Source organism: Acidimicrobiia bacterium (genome assembly GCA_036271555.1).
GTDB lineage: Bacteria > Actinomycetota > Acidimicrobiia > IMCC26256 > PALSA-610 > DATBAK01.
In genome coordinates, this window is the sequence record DATBAK010000026.1 from 70091 (window position 1) to 90112 (window position 20022).

Annotated in this window: 21 protein-coding genes; 9 read left to right on the plus strand and 12 right to left on the minus strand. The window is 71.5% G+C overall.

Annotation, left to right across the window (positions count from 1 at the left end; translation table 11 throughout):
• Positions 1–96 precede the first annotated feature (96 nt).
• Together VH914_07830 and VH914_07835 are read left to right on the plus strand one after the other, a co-directional pair.
• Positions 97–774, plus strand: a complete 678-nt coding sequence (locus tag VH914_07830; protein HEX4491097.1) for a response regulator transcription factor — start codon at positions 97–99, stop codon at positions 772–774.
• Positions 771–2318 carry an ATP-binding protein gene (locus tag VH914_07835; protein ID HEX4491098.1) on the plus strand — a complete coding sequence of 516 codons (1548 nt, stop codon included), beginning with the start codon at positions 771–773 and terminating at the stop codon, positions 2316–2318. The genes VH914_07830 and VH914_07835 overlap by 4 nt, the downstream gene beginning before the upstream one ends.
• Positions 2319–2364: 46 nt before the next feature.
• On the opposite strand, the gene VH914_07840 is transcribed toward VH914_07835, so the two are convergent.
• From VH914_07840 to hisI, 3 genes are read right to left on the minus strand one after another with little or no spacing between them, the layout of a single operon-like run.
• Positions 2365–3303 (minus strand): glycine cleavage T C-terminal barrel domain-containing protein, encoded by a 939-nt coding sequence (locus VH914_07840; protein ID HEX4491099.1) that lies wholly within the window; start codon positions 3301–3303, stop codon positions 2365–2367.
• Positions 3296–4831, minus strand: a complete 1536-nt coding sequence (trpE, locus tag VH914_07845; protein HEX4491100.1) for an anthranilate synthase component I — start codon at positions 4829–4831, stop codon at positions 3296–3298. Before trpE ends, VH914_07840 begins: the two co-directional genes overlap by 8 nt.
• Positions 4828–5214: a phosphoribosyl-AMP cyclohydrolase gene (hisI, locus tag VH914_07850; protein HEX4491101.1), complete on the minus strand. Its 387-nt coding sequence runs from the start codon at positions 5212–5214 to the stop codon at positions 4828–4830. Before hisI ends, trpE begins: the two co-directional genes overlap by 4 nt.
• A 170-nt stretch (positions 5215–5384) precedes the next feature.
• Between hisI and VH914_07855 the strand changes: the two genes are divergently transcribed.
• Positions 5385–7442: a S9 family peptidase gene (locus VH914_07855; GenBank protein ID HEX4491102.1), complete on the plus strand. Its 2058-nt coding sequence runs from the start codon at positions 5385–5387 to the stop codon at positions 7440–7442.
• A gap of 2 nt (positions 7443–7444) precedes the next feature.
• A complete protein-coding gene (locus VH914_07860; protein ID HEX4491103.1) occupies positions 7445–8083 on the plus strand; it encodes a hypothetical protein in 639 nt (212 codons plus the stop codon).
• 18 nt (positions 8084–8101) lie between these two features.
• On the opposite strand, the gene VH914_07865 is transcribed toward VH914_07860, so the two are convergent.
• The 7 genes from VH914_07865 to hisD all read right to left on the minus strand — a co-directional run bounded on the left by VH914_07865 (position 8102) and on the right by hisD (position 13612).
• Complete coding sequence (locus VH914_07865) at positions 8102–8350, minus strand: hypothetical protein (GenBank protein ID HEX4491104.1); 249 nt, start codon at positions 8348–8350, stop codon at positions 8102–8104.
• Positions 8351–8464: 114 nt separating this feature from the next.
• Positions 8465–9226, minus strand: coding sequence for an imidazole glycerol phosphate synthase subunit HisF (gene hisF, locus VH914_07870; GenBank protein HEX4491105.1), 762 nt, complete (start codon positions 9224–9226; stop codon positions 8465–8467).
• The gene (hisA, locus tag VH914_07875) at positions 9208–9948 is read right to left on the minus strand and encodes a 1-(5-phosphoribosyl)-5-[(5-phosphoribosylamino)methylideneamino]imidazole-4-carboxamide isomerase (GenBank protein HEX4491106.1); all 741 of its coding nucleotides are present in this window, start codon (positions 9946–9948) and stop codon (positions 9208–9210) included. The genes hisF and hisA overlap by 19 nt, the downstream gene beginning before the upstream one ends.
• Positions 9948–10580 carry an imidazole glycerol phosphate synthase subunit HisH gene (hisH, locus tag VH914_07880; protein ID HEX4491107.1) on the minus strand — a complete coding sequence of 211 codons (633 nt, stop codon included), beginning with the start codon at positions 10578–10580 and terminating at the stop codon, positions 9948–9950. Before hisH ends, hisA begins: the two co-directional genes overlap by 1 nt.
• A 76-nt stretch (positions 10581–10656) precedes the next feature.
• On the minus strand, positions 10657–11238 hold the full coding sequence (hisB, locus tag VH914_07885; GenBank protein HEX4491108.1) for an imidazoleglycerol-phosphate dehydratase HisB: 582 nt from the start codon (positions 11236–11238) through the stop codon (positions 10657–10659).
• Entirely contained in the window at positions 11235–12320 is a 1086-nt protein-coding gene (gene hisC / locus VH914_07890; protein ID HEX4491109.1) for a histidinol-phosphate transaminase, read from the minus strand. Before hisC ends, hisB begins: the two co-directional genes overlap by 4 nt.
• On the minus strand, positions 12317–13612 hold the full coding sequence (hisD, locus tag VH914_07895) for a histidinol dehydrogenase (GenBank protein HEX4491110.1): 1296 nt from the start codon (positions 13610–13612) through the stop codon (positions 12317–12319). Before hisD ends, hisC begins: the two co-directional genes overlap by 4 nt.
• 98 nt (positions 13613–13710) lie before the next feature.
• On the opposite strand from hisD, the gene VH914_07900 reads away from it, so the two are divergent.
• Positions 13711–13908: a hypothetical protein gene (locus tag VH914_07900; GenBank protein ID HEX4491111.1), complete on the plus strand. Its 198-nt coding sequence runs from the start codon at positions 13711–13713 to the stop codon at positions 13906–13908.
• A gap of 144 nt (positions 13909–14052) precedes the next feature.
• Here VH914_07900 and VH914_07905 read toward each other — a convergent pair whose 3' ends face one another.
• Together VH914_07905 and nth are read right to left on the minus strand one after the other, a co-directional pair.
• A complete protein-coding gene (locus tag VH914_07905) occupies positions 14053–15237 on the minus strand; it encodes a GNAT family N-acetyltransferase (protein ID HEX4491112.1) in 1185 nt (394 codons plus the stop codon).
• Positions 15234–15941 carry an endonuclease III gene (gene nth, locus VH914_07910; GenBank protein ID HEX4491113.1) on the minus strand — a complete coding sequence of 236 codons (708 nt, stop codon included), beginning with the start codon at positions 15939–15941 and terminating at the stop codon, positions 15234–15236. The genes VH914_07905 and nth overlap by 4 nt, the downstream gene beginning before the upstream one ends.
• 38 nt (positions 15942–15979) lie before the next feature.
• On the opposite strand from nth, the gene mshD reads away from it, so the two are divergent.
• The 4 genes from mshD (at position 15980) to VH914_07930 (ending at position 20020) form a co-directional block, all read left to right on the plus strand.
• Positions 15980–16897: a mycothiol synthase gene (mshD, locus tag VH914_07915; protein HEX4491114.1), complete on the plus strand. Its 918-nt coding sequence runs from the start codon at positions 15980–15982 to the stop codon at positions 16895–16897.
• Positions 16894–17925 carry a 23S rRNA (adenine(2503)-C(2))-methyltransferase RlmN gene (gene rlmN / locus VH914_07920; GenBank protein ID HEX4491115.1) on the plus strand — a complete coding sequence of 344 codons (1032 nt, stop codon included), beginning with the start codon at positions 16894–16896 and terminating at the stop codon, positions 17923–17925. The genes mshD and rlmN overlap by 4 nt, the downstream gene beginning before the upstream one ends.
• A gap of 70 nt (positions 17926–17995) precedes the next feature.
• On the plus strand, positions 17996–18349 hold the full coding sequence (locus tag VH914_07925; GenBank protein HEX4491116.1) for a hypothetical protein: 354 nt from the start codon (positions 17996–17998) through the stop codon (positions 18347–18349).
• Positions 18350–18445: 96 nt separating this feature from the next.
• Positions 18446–20020 carry a peptidase M3A and M3B thimet/oligopeptidase F gene (locus tag VH914_07930; GenBank protein HEX4491117.1) on the plus strand — a complete coding sequence of 525 codons (1575 nt, stop codon included), beginning with the start codon at positions 18446–18448 and terminating at the stop codon, positions 20018–20020.
• Positions 20021–20022: the final 2 nt, after the last annotated feature.

The window sequence follows — 20022 nt, forward strand, 5'->3', positions numbered from 1 at the left end:
CACGCGATCCGGCCGGTCCTGCGGGAACGCCGCCTCACAAACTCCTCACACAGCCATCACCGTTGGCTGGCTGCTTCTTCGCGACGATGAAGGCGCATGGAGCAGGGCACGATCCTGGTGGTCGACGACGAGACGAACATCGCCGCGCTCGTCGACCTCTATCTGACTCGGGAGGGTTACCGGGTCGTGCAGGCCGCGAGCGGCGCGGCCGCGCTCGAGGCCGTCGACCGCTCACGGCCGCGCCTCGTCGTGCTCGACGTCGGCCTGCCCGACATCGACGGGCTCGAGGTCTGCCGCCGCCTGCGCCGCTCATCGAACATCCCGGTCATCTTCCTGACCGCACGGGACGGCGAGGTCGACCGCATCCTCGGTCTCGAGCTCGGCGCCGACGACTACATCACGAAGCCCTTCTCCCCCGCCGAGCTCGTGGCGCGCGTGAAGGCGGTGTTGCGACGCGTCGACGGCGGCGCGGGCGCGGCCGAGGTCGTGCAGGTCGGCACCGTCGCGATCGACGTCGGGCGACGCGAGGTGCGCGTCGACGACGAGCCCGTCGAGTTCACGACGAAGGAGTTCGAGCTCCTCCGCTTCCTTGCGGAACGTCCGGGGCTCGCGCTCTCGCGCCAGCAGATCCTCGACGGCGTGTGGGGCTACGACTGGTTCGGTGACGCGCGCACGGTCGACGTGCACATCGCACAGGTGCGCAAGAAGGTCGGCGACGCGGTGCCGATCACGACCGTGCGCGGGCTCGGGTACCGGCTCGACCGACCGCGATGAACGCGACCGCGTCGACCTCGAAGACGCGGTCGTCGCTCCGCACGCGACTGCTCGTGAGCCTCGTGCTCGTCGCGGTGCTCGTGCTCGCGCTCGCGGGCGGCGTCACCTATGGGTTCGTGCACGGCACCGCCGAGCGCGCCGCGGTGCACGACCTCCGGTCGAAAGCCCCGACGGTCCAGACCGACGTGACCCAGCTCGCCACCGCGCTGAAACGTGCGGAAGTCGCCGCGAACCGCGGAAACCGGGAGGCCCTGCGGCTCGCGCAAGCCGGACAGGCGCTGCGCCAGATCCGCGGCACCCTCCGCCTCTCCGACGCGCGCCTGGTGTTCCTCGACGCGAAGGGCGCGCTCACAGCCGCGTCCCACGTCGGCCGCCTCGGCACGCTCCTCACCGCGGCCGGGCAGGCCGACAACGACCTCTTCACGCTGCCCGACTCGGTCGACGCGAGCGCGCTGCGGGCGTCGCATCTCCTTGCCGGCGCGACCGTCACCGGCCGCCACGGCGACGTCGCCTTCCTCGCCGAGCCGCTGCCCCCGCTCACCGCGCAGGTGTACCAGCCGGTGCTCGTGCTCACCGAGCCCGTGCAGACCGACCTGCCGGGCCGCGCGGTCCCGGCCTTCCTGATCGCGGGTGCCGCCGCGCTGCTCGTGTGCGTCGCGATCTCGCTGTGGCTCACGCGCCGGTTGACGCGCCCGCTCGCGGCGGTCGAGTCGACCGCGCGCACGCTCGCTCGCGGCGACCTCACCGCGCGCGTCGCGGTGGACGATCGCGCCGACGACGAGATCGCCGACGTCGCCCACGCGCTGAACCTCATGGCGGCGCAGCTCGAGAACGCGCGCGGCTCGGAGCGCGCGTTCCTGCTCAGCGTGTCGCACGATCTGCGCACACCACTCACGTCGATCCGCGGCTACGCGGAGGCCCTCGCCGACGGGACGCTCGACGGCGACGATCCCGACGGTCGGCGACGCGCCGCGGTCATCATCATGTCGGAGGCGCGCCGACTCGAGCGGCTCGTCGGCGATCTCCTCGACCTGTCGCGTCTCGACAGCCATCAGTTCTCGCTGCACCCACGCCCGGTCGACGCCGCCGCGGTCGTGCGCGACGCGGTCGAGGCGTTCCGCCCGCACGCCGACGAGGTCGGCATCGCGCTCGCGGCCGACGCGAGCGGCGCGTTGCCGGCCGACCTCGATCCCGAACGACTCGGTCAGATCGTCGCCAACCTCGTCGAGAACGCGCTGAAGTACGCGCGCTCGTCGGTCGCGGTCACGGTCGCGGGCACGGTCAGGAACGGCGCCGACGGGCCGATCACGATCACCGTCGCCGACGACGGTCCCGGCATCCCGGCCGACGCCGGCGACCGCGTCTTCGAGCGCCTGTACACCGGTCGCGAGGGGCCGCAGCGCGCGATCGGCACGGGCCTCGGCCTCGCGATCGTGCGCGAGCTCGCCAGCGCCATGGGCGGCACCGCGTCGGTCGACGGCGGCGCGACTCCCGGCGCCCGCTTCGTCGTCACGGTCAGCCGCGGCGCCGTGCTCCCCGTCTGACCCGTGGTACTGCGTTGCCCGGCGATATGCCGGCAACGCAGTACCACTACGGGAAGGGGAGGTCCTGGACGACGGCGGCAACGCCGGCAGCGGACACCGCGGCGCCGGGCTCGACCTCGCGGCGCAGCATCGCGAGCGCGATCACGCCCCGCCGCGGTGACCGCGCGATCGACGTGACCTTCCCGACGACCTTCTCACCGACGACGACGTCGGCGCCGCGCGCGACGTCGCCTTCGAGCGTGAGCCCGCGCAGCGAACGGTTGACGTGACCGCGTGTGTCGATTCGGCACACGAGCTCTTGACCGAGGAAGCAGCCCTTCGTGAACGACACCGCGTCGCGCTCGAGGAACGCTTCCTGCGGAATCGTCGTCTCGTCGACGTCGAAGCCTTGGCGCACGACACCGGCCTCGATGCGCACGACCTCGAGCGCGCCCTCGCCCGCGAGCCCGACGCCCGCGTCGACGAGCGCACGCATCGCGTCGTCGACATCGTGACGCGGACCGACGACGTCGACCCCCGATGAACCCGGCCAGTCGGCGCGCACGACCCGCGCGCCGCGCCACGCGACGTGCGCGTGCTGCTGCGTCGGCACCGCGACTCCGAGCGCGTCCGACACGACGGTCGCGGCGTCGGGACCGCGCACCGTGAGCTGACCGCAGTCGTCGCTCACGTCGACGACCTCGACCTGCACGCGGATCTTGAACCGGTTCAGCCCGCCCGCGAGCACCGCGCCGAAGCCTTCGTCGGTGTCGAGCCACAGCTCCTCGGCACCGATCCGCAACATGCGGAAGTCGGCGGTGAGCTTTCCCTGCGGCTGGAGCAGCAGCGAGTGCGCGCCCTCGCCGTCGCCGAGCGTCGTGATGTCCTGCGAGACCAGGCTGTCGGTGAACGACACCGCGTCCCGGCCCGTCACACGCACCGAGCCGCGATCGCTGCGGTCGACGACCGCCGCGCGTGACACGAGTGCTTCGTAGGTGTCAGTCATCCTGGGCCTTGGTCGGGAACAGCCGGCGGGCCGCTTCGGCCGCGGTGAGCAACGCTCCCGCCTTGTTGCGGCATTCCAGGTCCTCTTCGGCGGCGACCGAATCGGCGACGATCCCGGCCCCCGCGGAGATGCTCGCGACGCCGTCCCGCCAGATCATCGTGCGGATCGCGATCGCGGTGTCGAGGTTGCCGGAGAAGTCGAGATAGCCGACGACACCCGCGTACGCGCCCCGCTTGCTCGGCTCGAGCTCGTCGATGATCTCCATCGCACGCACCTTGGGCGCACCGCTCACCGTGCCCGCGGGAAACGTCGCGCGCAGCACGTCGACGGGTCCCTTCGCATCGACGAGGTCGCCCGAGACCTGACTCGTGAGGTGCATCACGTGCGAGTAACGCTCGAGCGTCATGAGCTCGTCGACGTGCTCGGTTCCGAAACGCACGACGCGTCCGACGTCGTTGCGCGCGAGATCGACGAGCATCACGTGCTCGGCGCGCTCCTTCGGATGCTCGGTGAGCTCGGCAGCCATGCGGCGGTCGTGCTCCTCGGTGCGACCGCGACGACGCGTGCCGGCGATCGGACGGCTGATCACGCGCCCGTCGAGCAGCTGCACCATCGGCTCCGGCGACGAGCCGACGATCGTGGCCTCGGGATGGCGCAGGAAGTACATGTACGGCGAGGGGTTCACGAGCCGCAGCACGCGATACGTCGCGAACGGGTCGAAGTCGCCGACGAGATCGAAGCGCTGAGCGAGCACGACCTGGAAGATGTCGCCCGCGAGGATGTAGTCGCGCGCGGCCTCGACCGATTCCGCGTATTGCGTCTCCGAAGTGCGTCTGCGGACCTCGGGGCGCGCCGACAGGTCGTCGCCCGGCGGCGGCGTCGGGAGATACGGCAACGGCTGCGCGAGATCATCGACCGCGTCCGAGAGTCGCGAGCAGGCACGCGCGTAGGCCGTGGTGAGCGCGTCGCGCGACGCGCCCGGCGCGGGATACACGTTCTCGATCAGGAACAGACGCTGGCGGAAGTGGTCGAACGCGGCGACCTGACCGGCGAGGCACAGCACCGCGTCGGGCATGCCTTGGTCGTCGGGCGGCGCGTCGGGCAGCCGCTCGATCTCGCGCACCGTGTCGTAACCGAGCCAGCCGACGATGCCGCCGTGGAACGGAGGCAGCTCCGGGATCGTCGGTGCGCGATAGCGCGCGAGCAGCGCCTCGATCGCGGCGAGACTTCCGGCATCGGTCGGGATGCCGTCGGGCGGCTCGCCGTCGAGGAACTCGACGCGGTCGCCGCGCACGACGAGCGTGAGCGCGGGATCGCGCCCGAGGAACGAGAAGCGGCCCCACCGTTCCGCGTGCTCCACCGATTCGAGCAAGAACCCTTCGCGATCACCGACCAGCTTCACGAACGCCGACAGCGGCGTCTCGAGGTCGGCGAGCACCTCGCGCCAGACCGGGACGACCGCGTACTCGGTTGCGAGCGCGACGAACTCGTCGAGCGTGGGGTGAACGCCCTCCGAAGACCCGCTCACACCGCGCCGGGCGTCGCGCCGCCGCCGAACTCACGGAAGAAGCACGACCGCGAACCCGTGTGACAGGCGCCCGCGCCTTCCTGCTCGACGACGAACAGCAGCGCGTCCATGTCGCAGTCGTACGCGGCGCGGCGCACGTACTGCCGGTCGCCCGACGTCTCGCCCTTGCACCAGAACTCTTGGCGACTGCGGCTCCAGAACCACGTGCGGCCGGTCTCGAGCGTCTTGCGCAACGACTCGCGGTTCATCCACGCGAACATCAGCACCGCGCCCGTCGACGCTTCCTGCACGATCGCGGCGACGAGACCGGAATGGTCGAACTTCACGGCGTCCAACTCGGCTTCGCTGAACGGAACGGGCGTCGTCACGGGGGCCGCGGGCATGCGCGGCAGCGTAGTCCGCACCTGTGTTTCTGGTCGCGCTCGCTTTCGCTCGCCGCTGCTGACGCCTCGGGCTTCGGCCCCGGCGGCCCGCAGAGGGACCCGCACGTCCTGTGGGAACCCGCCGCCGATTCGCGCGCCCGCGCACGGCCGCTGCGCGAGACTCGCCGACCATGCCGGACCCCACCGCTCCCGTCGCCCCGCGCATCCCGAACGTCCTCCGAGCCCACGGAGACGAACGCATCGACGACTGGTTCTGGCTGCGCGAGCGCGCCAACCCCGACGTGCGCGCGTACCTCGAAGCCGAGAACGCCTACACCGACGCAGTGATGCGTCCGACGGCGGCGCTGCAGGATCGCATCTACGGCGAGATCGCGTCACGCGTGCAGCAGACCGACTCGTCGGCTCCGGTTCCGCACGGACCGTTCGAGTACTACCACCGCACCGTCGAGGGCAGTCAGTACGCGATCCACTGCCGCCGGCCACGCGGTGGCGGCGACGAGCAGGTCGTGCTCGACGTGAACGCGCTCGCCGTCGGCCACACCTTCATGGAGGTCGGCGATCTCGAGCTCGACCCGACGCACGCGATCGCCGCGTACACCGTCGACACGAACGGTGGCGAGCGCTACGAGTTGCGTTTCCGCGCCATGGCGACGGGTCGCGACCTCGACGACGTCGTGCCCGACGTGTACTACGGCCTCGCATGGGCCGACGACAGCCGCACGATCTTCTACGTGCGGCCCGACACCGCGATGCGTCCGTACACCGTCTGGCGGCACACACTCGGCAGCGACCCGTCAGAAGACACGCTCGTGTTCCGCGACGACGACGAGCGCTTCGACGTCTACCTCGGCCGGGCGCGCAGCGGGCGCTACGTGTTGATCCACTCGGTCTCGCGCACGACGGCCGAGGCGTGGTTCGTGCCGACGGCCGCACCCGAGACCGCGGCGCGTGTCGTCGCTCCCAGACGCGACGGAGTCGAGTACTTCGTCGAGCACTGGGGCAACGAGGTCGACGATCGCTTCTATATCGTCACCAACGCCGACGGCGCGCAGAACTTCAAGGTCGTCGCCGCGTCGTCCGCCGATCCCGACCTTGCGAGCTGGACCGAGGTCGTCCCCCACCGTCCGCACGTGCGCATCGAGCGCGTCGCCGCGTTCGCGGAGCACCTCGTGATCTCCGAGCGCGCCGACGGTGGGCAGCGGCTCCGCGTGCGCCGACTCACCGACGGCGCCGAGCACACGGTCGAGGTGCCCGAGGAGGCGGCGAGTGTGTGGCTCGGGCCGAACCCCGAGTTCGACACGACGACGATCCGCTACGGGTTCGCGTCGCTCGTCACCCCGACCACCGACTTCGACTACGACCTCGAGACGCGCGCGCGCACGCTCGTGAAGCAGATGCCCGTGCCGGGAGACTTCGACGCGTCGCAATACGTGTCGCGCCGGCTGTGGGCCAAGGCGAGCGACGGCACCGAGATCCCGATGTCGATCGCGCACCGGCGCGACCTCGAGCTCGACGGCAACGTGCCCGTGCTGCTCTACGGCTACGGCGCGTACGAAGCGTCGATCGATCCCGACTTCCGCGTCACCCGGCTTCCGTTGCTCGATCGCGGGATCGTGTTCGCGATCGCGCACGTGCGGGGCGGCGGTGAGATGGGTCGCGACTGGTACGACCACGGCAAGCTCGAGCAGAAGCCGAACACGTTCACCGACTTCATCGCGTGCGCGGAGTTCCTCGTCGAGACGAACGTCACCGCGCCCAAGCGGATCGTCGCGCGCGGTCGCTCCGCGGGTGGCCTGCTCATGGGCGCGATCACCAACCTGCGACCCGATCTGTTCGAGGGCGTCGTCGCCGAGGTGCCGTTCGTCGACGTCGTCACGACGATGCAGGACGCGTCGATCCCGCTCACGGTTCCGGAGTGGGAGGAGTGGGGCAACCCGCAGAACGTCGCGCACTACGAGGTGATGAAGTCGTACTCGCCGTACGACAACGTCGCCGCGAAGCCGTATCCGCAACTGCTCGTGACCGCGGGCTTCAACGACCCGCGCGTGCAGTACTGGGAACCCGCGAAGTGGGTCGCCAAGCTGCGCGTGACGGTGTCGAGCCCACGCATCCTGCTGCGCACCGACCTCGGCTCGGGCCACGGCGGACCGTCGGGTCGCTACGACGCGTGGCACGAAGAGGCGTTCACGCTCGCGTTCGTGCTCACGACGCTCGGCATCGACGCGTAGTCGTGGCGGAGGCCATCTCGCTCACCACCGCCGACGGCGTGGTGCTCGAAGCCGAGCACGCGCGCCCGGCCGCGGCGTCGGTACGCGCCGGGATGGTGCTCTGCCATCCGCATCCCCAGTTCGGCGGCACGATGCGCTCGATCGTGATCAGCGCGCTGTTCGAGGCGATGCCGGCGGCGGGGGTCGAGTGCGTGCGTTTCAACTTCCGAGGGGTCGAGGGCAGCGCCGGCTCCTATTCCGAGGGCGACCTCGAACGACTCGACGCGCAGGCGGCGATCGCGGCGCTTGGCACCTCGCTGCCCGCAGGCGCGCCCCTGATCCTCGCGGGCTGGTCGTTCGGCGCCGACGTCGCGCTCTCCTGCTCGGACGACGCGATCACCGGATGGCTCGCGATCGCGTGCCCCTTGCGGTTCGTGCGCGACCTCGAGCGTGTCAGCGACGACCCGCGCCCGAAGCAGCTGGTGCTCGCGCAACACGACGAGTTCCGCGCCGCGGACGATGTCGTCGGCGAGGTCGGCAGTTGGCGCAACACGCGCGCCGACATCGTCGGCGGCGCGAGTCACTTCTTCGTGGGTCGGACCGACCGCGTCGTCGCGCACGCGGCCGCGTTCGTGGACGCGGTGGCCGGTGCGTCGGGATGACCGAGGAGATCGGTCGGGTCAGCCGAGGGTGCCGAGACTCAGCGCCGTCGTCGACGCCGTGAGATCCGGTGCCGCGACGCCGTTCCGGTTGAGGAACACGTGGCGCCGCTCGAGCGCTCCATGCCAGGCGGCGAGGTCGAGCTCGAAGTGCGCTCGGTCACCGTCCTCGTATGCGTGCTCGAGCTCGTCGAACGCGCAATCCTCGGCGTCGAGCAGCTCTCGGTAGCGCCGGAAGAACTGCTCGCCAAAACCGTGGGTCTCGGGCATGCAACCCCCTCGCTCGTACGCCACCACCATGGCGTTCCGAAAACGCTACCCCGGTCGGGGGACGTTGTCGTCCACCGCTTCTCAAGGTCGCCCCCGCTTCGGGAACGCCCCTGGTCACGGCCGGACCGTCACCCCGCGATCGGTGAGGTATTGCTTCGCCTCGCGAATGCGATACGTGCCGAAGTGGAAGATCGACGCCGCGAGCACCGCGTCCGCACCACCCTCGGCGACCGCGGTGTACATGTGCTCGAGCGTGCCGACTCCCCCACTCGCGATCACGGGCACGGGCACCGCGGCGCCGACCGCGCGCAACAGCTCGAGGTCGTAGCCCGCCTGCGTTCCGTCGCGATCCATCGACGTCAACAGGATCTCGCCCGCGCCGAGCGCGCACACTTCGCGCGCCCACTCGACGACGTCGCGTCCGGTCGGCGTGCGTCCTCCGTGCGTCACGACGTCCCAGCCGCCTTCGCTCGCGCGCCGGCGCGCGTCGATCGCCACCACGATGCACTGCGCGCCGAACTCGTCGGACGAACGCCGGACCAACTCGGGATCCGCGACCGCGGCGGTGTTCAGCGACACCTTGTCGGCCCCCGCGCGCAGCATGGCGCGCACGTCGTCGACGGTACGGATGCCGCCGCCGACGGTGAACGGGATGAACACCTGGTCGGCGACACGCTCCACGACGTGGACCATCGTGTCGCGCGCGTCGGAGGACGCGGTGATGTCGAGGAACACGAGCTCGTCGGCGCCTTCCGCGTCGTAGCGCGCCGCGAGCTCGACCGGATCACCGGCGTCGCGGATCTCGACGAACTGCACCCCCTTGACGACGCGCCCCGCGTCGACGTCGAGGCACGGGATCACGCGGGTTGCGAGCACGCCGCGATCGCCTCCTCGATGTCGACGCGTCCTTCGTAGAGCGCGCGCCCGACGATCGCGCCCGCGAGCGAACGCCCTTCGACCTCCAACGACCGCAGCGCGACGAGGTCGTCGACCGTGCCGACCCCTCCGCTCGCGACCAACGGCGTGGCGCCGAGCACGCCGAGCAGCGCCGTGTACGCGTCGAGGTCGGGGCCGGTGAACATGCCGTCGCGCGAGATCTCGGTGACGACGACCGCGCTCACTCCGGCATCCGCGAAGCGTGCAGCCGTCTCCAACAGGTCGACACCCGTCCCCTGCTGCCAGCCGCGGATCGCGACCTCGCGCCCGCGTGCGTCGATCCCGACCGCGACCCGGCCGGGATGGAGCGTCGTGAGCTCGGTGACGACGTCGGGATGCTCGACGGCCGCGGTGCCGACGACGACGCGCGCCGCGCCGGCCGCGAGCCGGTCGCCGGCCGCGGCGACGCTGCGCACACCGCCCCCGGTCTGCACCTTGCACGAGACCGCTGCGCAGATCGCCTCGATGACGGCGAGGTTCGCGGCGACGCCGGTGCGCGCGGCCTCGAGGTCGACGACGTGGATCCAACGCGCACCCGCGTCCTCGTAGCGACGCGCGACCGTGACCGGGTTCTCGTCGTAGACGGTCTCGCGCGCGTAGTCACCCTGCTCGAGCCGGACACAGCGTCCGTCGAGCAGATCGATCGCCGGGAACAGGTCCATCAGCGGGTCACGGCCTCGTCGGCACGGCAGCGCGCGACGAAGTTGCCCAGCAATTGCAGGCCGGCGGCGCCGCTCTTCTCCGGGTGGAACTGCGTCGCCCACACGTTGGCGCGCTCGACCGCGGCCACGAACCGCCGTCCGTGCTGCGCCCACGCGGCAACGATGTCGTCGTCGGTCTCGGGCGCGTACGAGTGCACGAAGTAGAGCCACGCGGGATCGGTGAGCCCCGCGACGAGCGCCGAGCTCGCCACGCGCTCGATCGTGTTCCAACCGATCTGCGGCAGCTTCACGGTCGCCGGCAGCCTCGTGACCCGTCCGGGCAACACGGCCAGCCCCGACACGCCGGGCGCCTCGTCGCTGCCCTCGAACAGCATCTGCATGCCGATGCACACGCCGAGGAACGGGCGCCCCGAGTGCGCGGCCTCGACCGCGAGGTCGTGCAGTCCCGCGTCGTGCAGTGCGCGCATGCAGGCACCGAAGTGGCCGACGCCGGGCAGCACGACACCGGACGCGTCGCGGATCAGCCCCGCGTCGCGCGTGAGCACCACGGGCGCGCCGAGGTGCGCGAGGGCCTTCTCGGCCGAACGCAGGTTGCCGATCCCGTAGTCGAGGACCGCGACGACACCGCTCAAGACGACGCTCCCGCGGCCGTGGAGCGGGCGGCTGAGGCGTCAGGAGCGGCGAGCGAAGCGAGAACGACCAGACCGCTCAGAGCATGCCTTTCGTGGAAGGGATGCCGGAGCCTTCGACGCGCACCGCGTCGCGCAGCGCGCGGGCGACCCCCTTGAAAGAGGCCTCGATCACGTGATGCCCGTTCTTCCCGCTCACCGAGCGCACGTGCAGGGTGACGCGCGCGCCGTCGACGAAGCCCTTCCAGAACTCCTCGCAGAGCTGCGGATCGAACGTGCCGATCCACTCCGCGACCGGGTCGACGTCGTACGCGAGGAAGGGCCGCCCCGACAGGTCGAGCGCGACCTGCACGAGCGCCTCGTCGAGGGGCACGAGCGCATTGGCGAAACGCCGCACGCCCGCCTTGTCACCGAGCGCCTCGCGCAGTGCGGTGCCGAGCGTGATGCCGACGTCCTCGACGGTGTGGTGCAGGTCGACGTCGAGGTCGCCCTTTGCCTTCACGGTGAGGTCGAAGCTGCCGTGCTTGCCGAGCTGACTCAGCATGTGGTCGAAGAACGGGATGCCGGTCTCGACCTCGATGCGGCCGTCGCCGTCGACCACGAGGTCGACCGCGACGCTGGTCTCCGCAGTCGTGCGTTCCTGCCGGGATGCGCGAGTCACAGAACCTCCTGCAAGGCGCTCTGCAGCGCGGCGAGGAACGCGTCGTTCTCGGCGGGAGTGCCGACGGTGACGCGCAGGCACTCGTCGAGCCGCGGCCAGCGTGAGAAGTCGCGCACGAGGACGCCACGCGCGACGAGCGCCTTCCACACCGCCGCGCCGTCGCCGTGCACACGGAACAGCAGGAAGTTCGCGCCCGACGCGAACACGCTCACGCCGTCGAGCTCCGACAGCGCGGCGTCGAGGCGACCGCGCTCCTCGACGAGCGTCGCGACGCGCCGTTCCATGTCGTCGCGGTGCGCGAGTGCGAGCGTGCCGGCGAGCTGCGTCGGGATCGAGAGGTGGTACGGCAGCACGACCTTGTCGAGCTCGGCGACGAGCCATTCGGGCGCGACCGCGAAGCCGAGCCGCACCCCCGCGAGCGACCACACCTTCGAGTACGTGCGCGCCACGACGAGCGGCACCGAGTCGTCGACCAGTTCGAGCGCGCTCCACGACGAGAACTCGCCGTACGCCTCGTCGACGACGAGCAGGCCGCCGACGGCGGCGACCTGATCGAGCAGTCCTTGCACGACCTCGCGGCGCTCGACCCTGCCCGTCGGGTTGTTCGGGCTGCAGACGAACGTCACCGCGGGCCGGTGGCGCGCGATCAGCTCCGACGCGGCGTCGACGTCGATGGCCAGGTCGTCGTCGCGCTCGCCTTCGACGACCTCGGTCGCGGTGATGCGCGCGAGGTGTGCGTGCAGCGCGTACGTCGGCTCGAAGAGCAGCGCGCGCCGCCCCGGCCCCGCGTAGGTGAGCAGGAGCGTCTGCAAGACCTCGTTGCTGCCGTTGGCCGGAAAGATGCGTGCCGCGGGCTGGCCGAGCAACTGCGCGAGCCCGGCGCGCAACTCGCCCGCTTCACGATCCGGATAGCGGTGGTACGACGCGTCGCCCATCGCGGCCAGCCATTCCTGCAGGAACTCGGCGGGCGGCGGGAAGGGACTCTCGTTCGTGTTGAGCCGCACCGGCACCTCGACCTGGGCCGAGTGGTAGCCCTCGAGCGCGCGGAGGTCGTCGCGCGGCTGCGGGCGCGGCGCGTTCACGAGGGGTCCTCGCGCCGGCGGACCTCGATGGTCTGCGCGTGCGCGTCGAGGCCTTCGCTCGCGGCGAGCGTCGTGACGTACGGGCCGACGCGGTCGAGCGCGGCGCGGTCGAGGCTCACGACGTGAATGTGCTTCTGGAAGCTCGACACGCGCAGCGCGCTCGCGAAGCGCGCGGTGCCGTTGGTCGGGAGCACGTGGTTCGTGCCGGCGACGTAGTCGCCGATCACCGCGGGCGCGTACGGCCCGCAGAAGACCGCACCGGCGTTGCGCACCTCGGGCACGAGCATCTCGGGATCCGCGTTCATCAGCTGGAGGTGCTCGGGTGCGATCACGTTCGCGACCGCGATCGCGTCGGTCGCCTCGTCGACGAGGATCATCCGTCCGCCCGAGAACAAGGTCGCCGCGGCCTCGGCCCGGCGGGTCGTCCGCTCGAGCCGGCGCACCAGCGCGGCGTCGACCGCGTCGGCGAACGCCTCGTTCCAGGTGATGACGACCGCGACGCCCCCCGGACCGTGCTCGGCCTGCGCGAGCAGGTCGGCCGCGACCCACTCGGGATTCGTCGAGCCGTCGCCGATCACCGCGAGCTCGGACTCCGCCGCGAGCGAATCGATCCCGACGACGCCCTGCACCTCGCGCTTCGCGGTGGTGACGTAACGGTTGCCGGGCCCGACGATCACGTCGACCGCGGCGACCGATTCGGTCCCATAGGCCATCGCCGCGATCGCCTGCGCGCCGCCGATCCGGTACACCTCGTCGACATCGGCGAGCGCGGCCGCCGCGAGCGTCGCGTCGGGCGGCAGGCCGGTGTCGCCGTCGGGCGGCACGCAGAGCACCACCTCGGGCACCCCCGCGATGCGTGCGGGGATCGCGGTCATCAGCACGGTCGACGGGTATGCCGCGCGACCACCGGGCACGTACAAGCCCGCGCGCTCGACGGGCACGACGACATCGCGCACGTGCACACCGTGGCGCTCGTGCTTGCCGTCGCTCTCGCGCTGCGACTCGTGGTAGGCGAGGATCTGGTCGCCCGCGAACTCGAGCGCGGCGCGCAGGTCCGGGTCGATGCGGTCGAGCGCGCGCTCGATCTCGAGCTCGGGGACGCGCAGGTCGTCGACGAGCACGCAGCCGTCGAAGCGTTGCGTCAGCTCGCGGAGCGCCTCGTCGCCGCGCTCGCGGACCGCGGTGATGATCTCGCGCACCGCGTCGACGACATCCGGCTCCGCGCCCGCCGGGCGGGGAATCGCCTCGGCCAGGTCGCCTTCGTAGCCGCGGAGGTCGAGTCGCGTCAGCATGACAGCCCGCGAGCCTACGCGACCCCTACCCCACCCCCGGTCCGCTTTGCACCCCTTGGCGGGCGAGGCGGCGCGGCCGGGTCTGGCACGCTGTCGCCATGCCCGGCTCCGACAGCGCTCTCCTCTCGAGCATCTCCGCGCAGGTCGAGGACATCTCGAAACGCGTCACCACGCTCGCGGAGTCGTACGGCTCGACACCCGACTCCGCGATCGCCGCCGAGCTCTACGCGGCCGAGCGCGCGCTCCTCAACGCTCGCCGCGCCCTCGAGCGCGCCATGCGGTCGATCAACAGCTGATGCGTCCCGGCCAAGATCCGGCCGCGTGAGGAGCATCGTCGCGTTCGGCCGTGAGTGGCTGAGCCCGCGCGCGACGCGAGCAGGGCGGCCACGGTTGCTCCCATCCTGCGTTGCGGAGGGCGAAGCTCGCGAGCCCGACCAGATCTAGAAGTCGTCGGACATGACGGGCCGGCGGCCCGAGAAGACGGCGTCCAGCGTGATGGCCTCGGCGGCCGACAGGCCTTGCGCCATCCCCGAGTCGAGCAACACCGCGCTCGACGACCACCCCGTGTAGAGGGCGCCCAGGCCGTTGACGGTGAGCACCGCGTCGGGCTCGGTCGCAGCCGGCTCGATGCGTCCGCGACCGTCCTCGACGATCAATCGCCAACTGCCCTCGTTGCCCGGCGCGAACGGATCGCGCAACCGGAAGCTCACGTCGGCGCGCGCCGCCGGCGCGAACCCGCGCGCCGCGATCGCGCCCACGACGTCGAGGATGCGCGTCATCCAGACCTGCTGACCGAGCGGCTTGATCCGTTGCTCCGGCAGCAGGTGCTCGAGCGCGTCGAGCGGAACTCCGGCGACGGTGACGTGCTCGGCCTGCGCGAGGTGCGCGCCGAGGTGCCGCCACAAGGTGCGCTGCGCGTCGGCGTCGGTGCCGACGAGATCGTCGACCCACACGTTGATCCCGCGCGGCACCGCGCTCTCGTTGTAGGTGACGTAACCCTCGATGCGCGCGTCGCGCTCGACGACGTAGGTGAAGCGGTTCGGGGCGTCCTCCAGCCGCTCGTCCCACAACCAGGTCGGGCGCGCGAGGAAACCGGGATGACTCGGCGCGGCGCGGTCGTACGCGGCGATCATGCCGTCGCGGTCCGCGGTGGTCGCGCGGCGCTCGCGCGTCGAGCCTTCGGCGAGACCGACGAGATCCGCGGTGCGGACGCTCACCACGCCGTAGTGCCCGGCGAGCTCCCAGCCGCACTTGCGGTACGCCCAAGTCGTCGCGGGACCGAGCGTGCTGACGACCTCGCCGCGCTCGGCCATGAGCGTGAGCGCGAACGCGAGCATCCGCGGCGCGATTCCCCGCCCGCGCTCCTCGGGCGCGACGACGACCGACGCGACACCGCCCATCGGCACCGCGCGCCCGCCGAACCACTGCTCGAACGCGAGCACGTTCAACATGCCGACGAGCCGATCGCCGTCGAACGCGCCGACGAGCCGCTCGGTGCGCCCCGTCGTCGACACGCGCTCGATCCAACCCGACCGCTGGTTCACGGGGATCGCGTAGCCCTGCTCGCGCAATCGCGCGAAGCGCTCGAGCTCGTCGGTGTGCGCGACGCGCAGGTCGATGCTCATGCGCGCTTCACTGCCTTCTTCTTGTTCGCGACCGTCTTCTTCTTCACGGGTGCTTTCTTCACGAACGTGAACGCCGACGGGCAGACGTCGTTGAGCACGCACTCGTCGCATCTCGGCTTGCGCGCGTCGCAGATGCGGCGACCGTGCTCGATGAGCCGCAGCGAATAGCGACCCCGCTCCTCCGGCGCGACGAGCGCGTTGAGGTCGAACTCGATCTTCACCGGATCCTTCTCGTTCGTGAGCTTCAGCCGGTGCGAGAGGCGGGTCACGTGCGTGTCGACCGGCAGTCCCGGAAGATCGAAGGCGACCGAGCGCACCACATTGCCGGTCTTGCGGCCGACGCCGGGCAGCGTCACGAGGTCTTCGAGCTCGGTGGGCACCTCACCGTCGAAGCGCTCGACGACGGCCTGGGCCATCCCGATGATGCTCTTCGTCTTGGCGCGGAAGAACCCGGTCGCGTGGATGAGCGTCTCGACCCGGTCGGGATCGGCCACCGCGAGGTCGGCCGGCGCCGGGAACTCCGCGAACAGCGCGGGCGTCTCCATGTTCACGCGCACGTCGGTCGACTGGGCCGAGAGGATCGTCGCGACGAGCAGCTCGAACGGATTCTCGTGCACCAGCGCGCACCGCACGTCGGGGTAGAGCTCGGCGAGGCGCTCGCGCACGATCTCGGCCCGCGACTTCGCTCCACGGGGACGGGCCACGACCGGGCAGCGTACGTGCCCGCGGTACCGTCGTGTCCATGGCGGGACCGGAGATCGTCGTCACCGGTCCGCACGACCGCGACGCGATCGCAGCCCTCGATCACGCAGTACACGAAGCGACCGGACATCCCGCGCTCGGCGCGGCCGTGTGGCGCGACCTCGCGTCGCCGGGCGCTGATTCCGTCGGGCTGCTCGCGCGCCACGACGGGCGCGCCGACGCGTATCTGCACGTCGCGCGCAGCGACACGTTCGCGCCGCAGCACTGGGTGCTCGGACTCGCCGCGTCGCCGTCGACCGCCGACGGCGCGGTCGCGCGCCTGCTCGACGCCGCGACCGATCACGTCGCCGGACGCGGCGGCGGCGAGGTCGTCGTGTGGCGCTTCGACCCGACCCCGGGCGACGACGCGGCCCTCGTCGCGCAGGGCTTCGAAGCGCAGCGCGATCTGTACCAGATGCGCGTCCCGCTCCCCCTCGCCGAAACCGCGCGGTTTCCCGACTCGGTCACGGTCCGCACGTTCGAGCCCGGCCACGACGAGGACGCGTGGCTCACGGTGAACAACGCCGCGTTCGGGAACCACCCCGATCAGGGCGGGTGGGTGCGCAGCACGCTCGAGCGGCGCATGGCCGAGCCGTGGTTCGACCCGACTCTGTTCCTGCTCGCCGAGGACGACGCCGGCCTCGCCGGCTTCGACTGGCTCAAGGTCCACGAGCCCGACGGGCGCGACCCGCGCATCGGCGAGATCTTCGTCATCGGCGTCGACCCCGCGCACCAGGGCCTCGGGCTCGGACGCTCGCTCGCGGTCGAGGGGCTCGCGCGCGTCGCGGCGCGCGGCATCACCACCGGCATGCTCTTCGTCGCGGCCGAGAACGCGGCCGCGCTCGCGCTGTACCGCTCACTCGGCTTCACCGTGCATCGCACCGACCGCGCCTACGCGCGCACGGTCGCAGCCCGATGACCACCCGCTACGGCGCGACGCGCACCGACATCGACGAGCTCGTCGCGAGCTTCGGCGAGCCCGCCTACCGCGCCACGCAGGTCTGGGAAGGGCTCTGGACGCAGCGCCGACCGCTCGAATCGCTCACGAACGTCTCGAGATCGTTGCGCGACCGCGTCGCGACCGCGCTGCCCCTCGCGCTCGAACCCCAGCTCGTCACGAGCGCGGATCGCGACACGACGCGCAAGTGGCTGTGGCAGACGACCGCCGAAGCTCGTCCCGCGCAGATCGAGACCGTGCTCATGGGCTACCGCGACCGCGCCACCGTCTGCGTGTCGTCGCAGGCGGGGTGCGCGATGGGGTGCCCGTTCTGCGCGACCGGGCAGGCAGGCTTCGAGCGCCACCTCGACGCGGGCGAGATCGTCGAGCAGGTCGTGCGGGCCGCGCACGAGTCACCGCAGCGCGTCAGCAACGTCGTCTTCATGGGTATGGGCGAGCCGCTCGCGAACGTCGACGCGGTGCTGCGTTCGATCGATCGTCTGCACGGCGACCTCGGTCTGTCCGCGCGCCACATCACGGTGTCGACCGTCGGCGTGATCCCCGGCATGCGTGCGCTCGCCGCCGGTCCGCTGCCGGTGACGCTCGCGGTCTCGCTCCACGCACCCGACGACGCGCTCCGCGACGAGCTCGTCCCGCTGAACCGCCGCTACCCGATCGCCGACGTGCTCGACGCGGCGCGCGACCATGCGCGCACGCGCGGCCGCCGGGTGACGTTCGAGTACGCGTGCATCGACGACGTCAACGATCATCCGCACCAGGCGCGGGCGCTCGCGGGGCGGCTGCGCGGATTTCCGGGCGGCGCGCACGTGAACCTCATCCCGCTCAACGGCACCGGCGGCTTCGCCGGGCGCGCGTCCTCGAGCGTCCGCATCGAGGAGTTCGCGACCGTACTGCGGGACACCGGCATCACGGCCACCGTCCGTCGCAACCGGGGCACCGAGATCGACGCTGCGTGCGGTCAGCTGCGCGCCCGGGCCGCGAAGGCGTGAGCATTCGCACCCCCCGTGCGGCCTGAGGCGTGCGCGAAGCGAGCGAATGACCATGAGGCAGAATGGCGGCGTGAACGACTACCAGTGGGTCAACCGGGGTCACCCCCAGACCCTCGTCACGGCCACGGTCCTGCTCTACCTCGAAGGCATCTTGAGCCTGATCGGCCTGGGCGGCGTCTACGGCGGCTACCTCGTGTGCGTCGCGATGGTGGTCGGCGGCTTCGGCATCGCCAACGACAAGCGCTGGGGGTACGGCCTCGCGCTCGCGGCCTCGATCGTGAGCGTCGGCTTGCTGCTCTGGGCGTGGGGCTTCGGTGCGCTCACGAACTTCGGTCCGCTCATCGACCTGATCTTCGGCGGCGCGCTCCTCGGGTTGCTCCTGCACCCGATGAGCCGCAGCTACCAGCGCATCTGGTTCCGGTAGTCGCAACGTCACGATGAGCACGGCGCAGACCGCAGGCACGGAGGGATCGGAATGTCCTTCGCACCGTGCGGATCGAGCGCCGGAGGTCGGAGCCGCATGAACATCGGCGACGCGCCGCTCGTCACCGAGATCGAGGAGCGGCTGCGTCCGCTCGTCGTCGCGGCGGAAGCCGCGTGGTGGGACGCCGCGGTCGACGCGCGCGACGAGACCGAGGCCCGTCGCAAGACGACCGACCTCGCGGTCTCCGACGTGCTCGCGGAACCCGAGCTGTTCGGTGCCGTCCGTGCCGCGCGCTCGCAAGCCGGGCTCGACCCGACCGTCGCGCGCCAGCTCGACGTCGTGCACGACTGGCTCGCACCGAACCAGGTTCCGTCGGAGCTGCGCCGCGCGATCGTCGACCTGCAGGTGGCGGTCGAGTCCGAGTTCGCACAGCACCGCGGTGAGGTCGACGGCGAGCAGGTCGACGACAACGAGATCACCGAGATCCTGCGGACGAGCGACGACGTCGGGCTCCGCGAGCGAGCGTGGGAGGCGTCGAAGACGATCGGGGCCGCCGTCGCCGACCGCCTGCGCGAGCTCGCGCGGCGCCGGAACGAAGCCGCCCGCGCCCTCGGATGGCGCGACCACTTCGCGCTCGCGCTGGGCACGTCGGAGCTCGACGAGGACCGCCTCTTCGCGACCCTCACCGCCGTCGACGATGCGACCGCGGCGCCGTTCCGCGCGTGGAAGTCGCAGCTCGACGTGCGGCTCGCCGATCGCTTCGGTATCGCGGTGCGCGAGCTCGCACCCTGGCACTACGACGACCCCTTCTTCCAGACCGCGCCGGTCGGCGAGCTCGCCGACCTCGACGCGGTCTTCGCAGGCCGCGACCTCGAGGCGCTCGTCGTGCGCAGCTACGAGGGCCTCGGTCTCGACGTCGCGCCGGTGCTCACGCGCAGCGACCTCTACCCGCGCGAGCGCAAGAACCAGCACGCCTTCTGCACCGACATCGACCGCGAGGGCGACGTGCGCGTGCTCTGCAACATCACGCCGTCCGAACGCTGGATGGAGACGTTGCTGCACGAGTTCGGTCACGGCACGTATTTCGCCGAGGTCGACCGCACGCTCCCGTGGACGCTGCGCACGATGCACTCCCTCACCACCGAGGGCGTCGCGATGTTGTTCGGTCGCCGCTCGCGCGACCCGGAGTGGCTCACGACCGTCGTGGGTGTCGCGCCCGCCGAGGTCGAACGGCGCGCGGGCGCCCTCGCCGACGCGCGCCGCGCCCAGCTGCTGGTGTTCGCGCGCTGGGTCCTCGTGATGACGAACTTCGAGCGCGGGCTCTACGCCGATCCGAACGCCGACCACGACAACCGCTGGTGGGAGCTCGTCGAGCGCTTCCAGCTCGTCCACCGGCCGCCCGGTCGCGTCGGGCCCGACTGGGCCGCCAAGATCCACCTCGCGGTCGCGCCCGTCTACTACCAGAACTACCTGTACGGCGAGCTCGTCGCGTCGCAGGTCGAGGCGATGCTGCGGCGCGAGCACGGCGGTCTCGTCGACCGGCCCGACGTCGGGCGCACACTGCGCGACCGCATCTTCCGGCCCGGCGCCGCGGTCCGTTGGGACGAGCTCATCCGGCGCGCGACCGGCGAGCCGCTCACGCCGAAGCACCTCGCCGCGCAGCTCGCGTAACC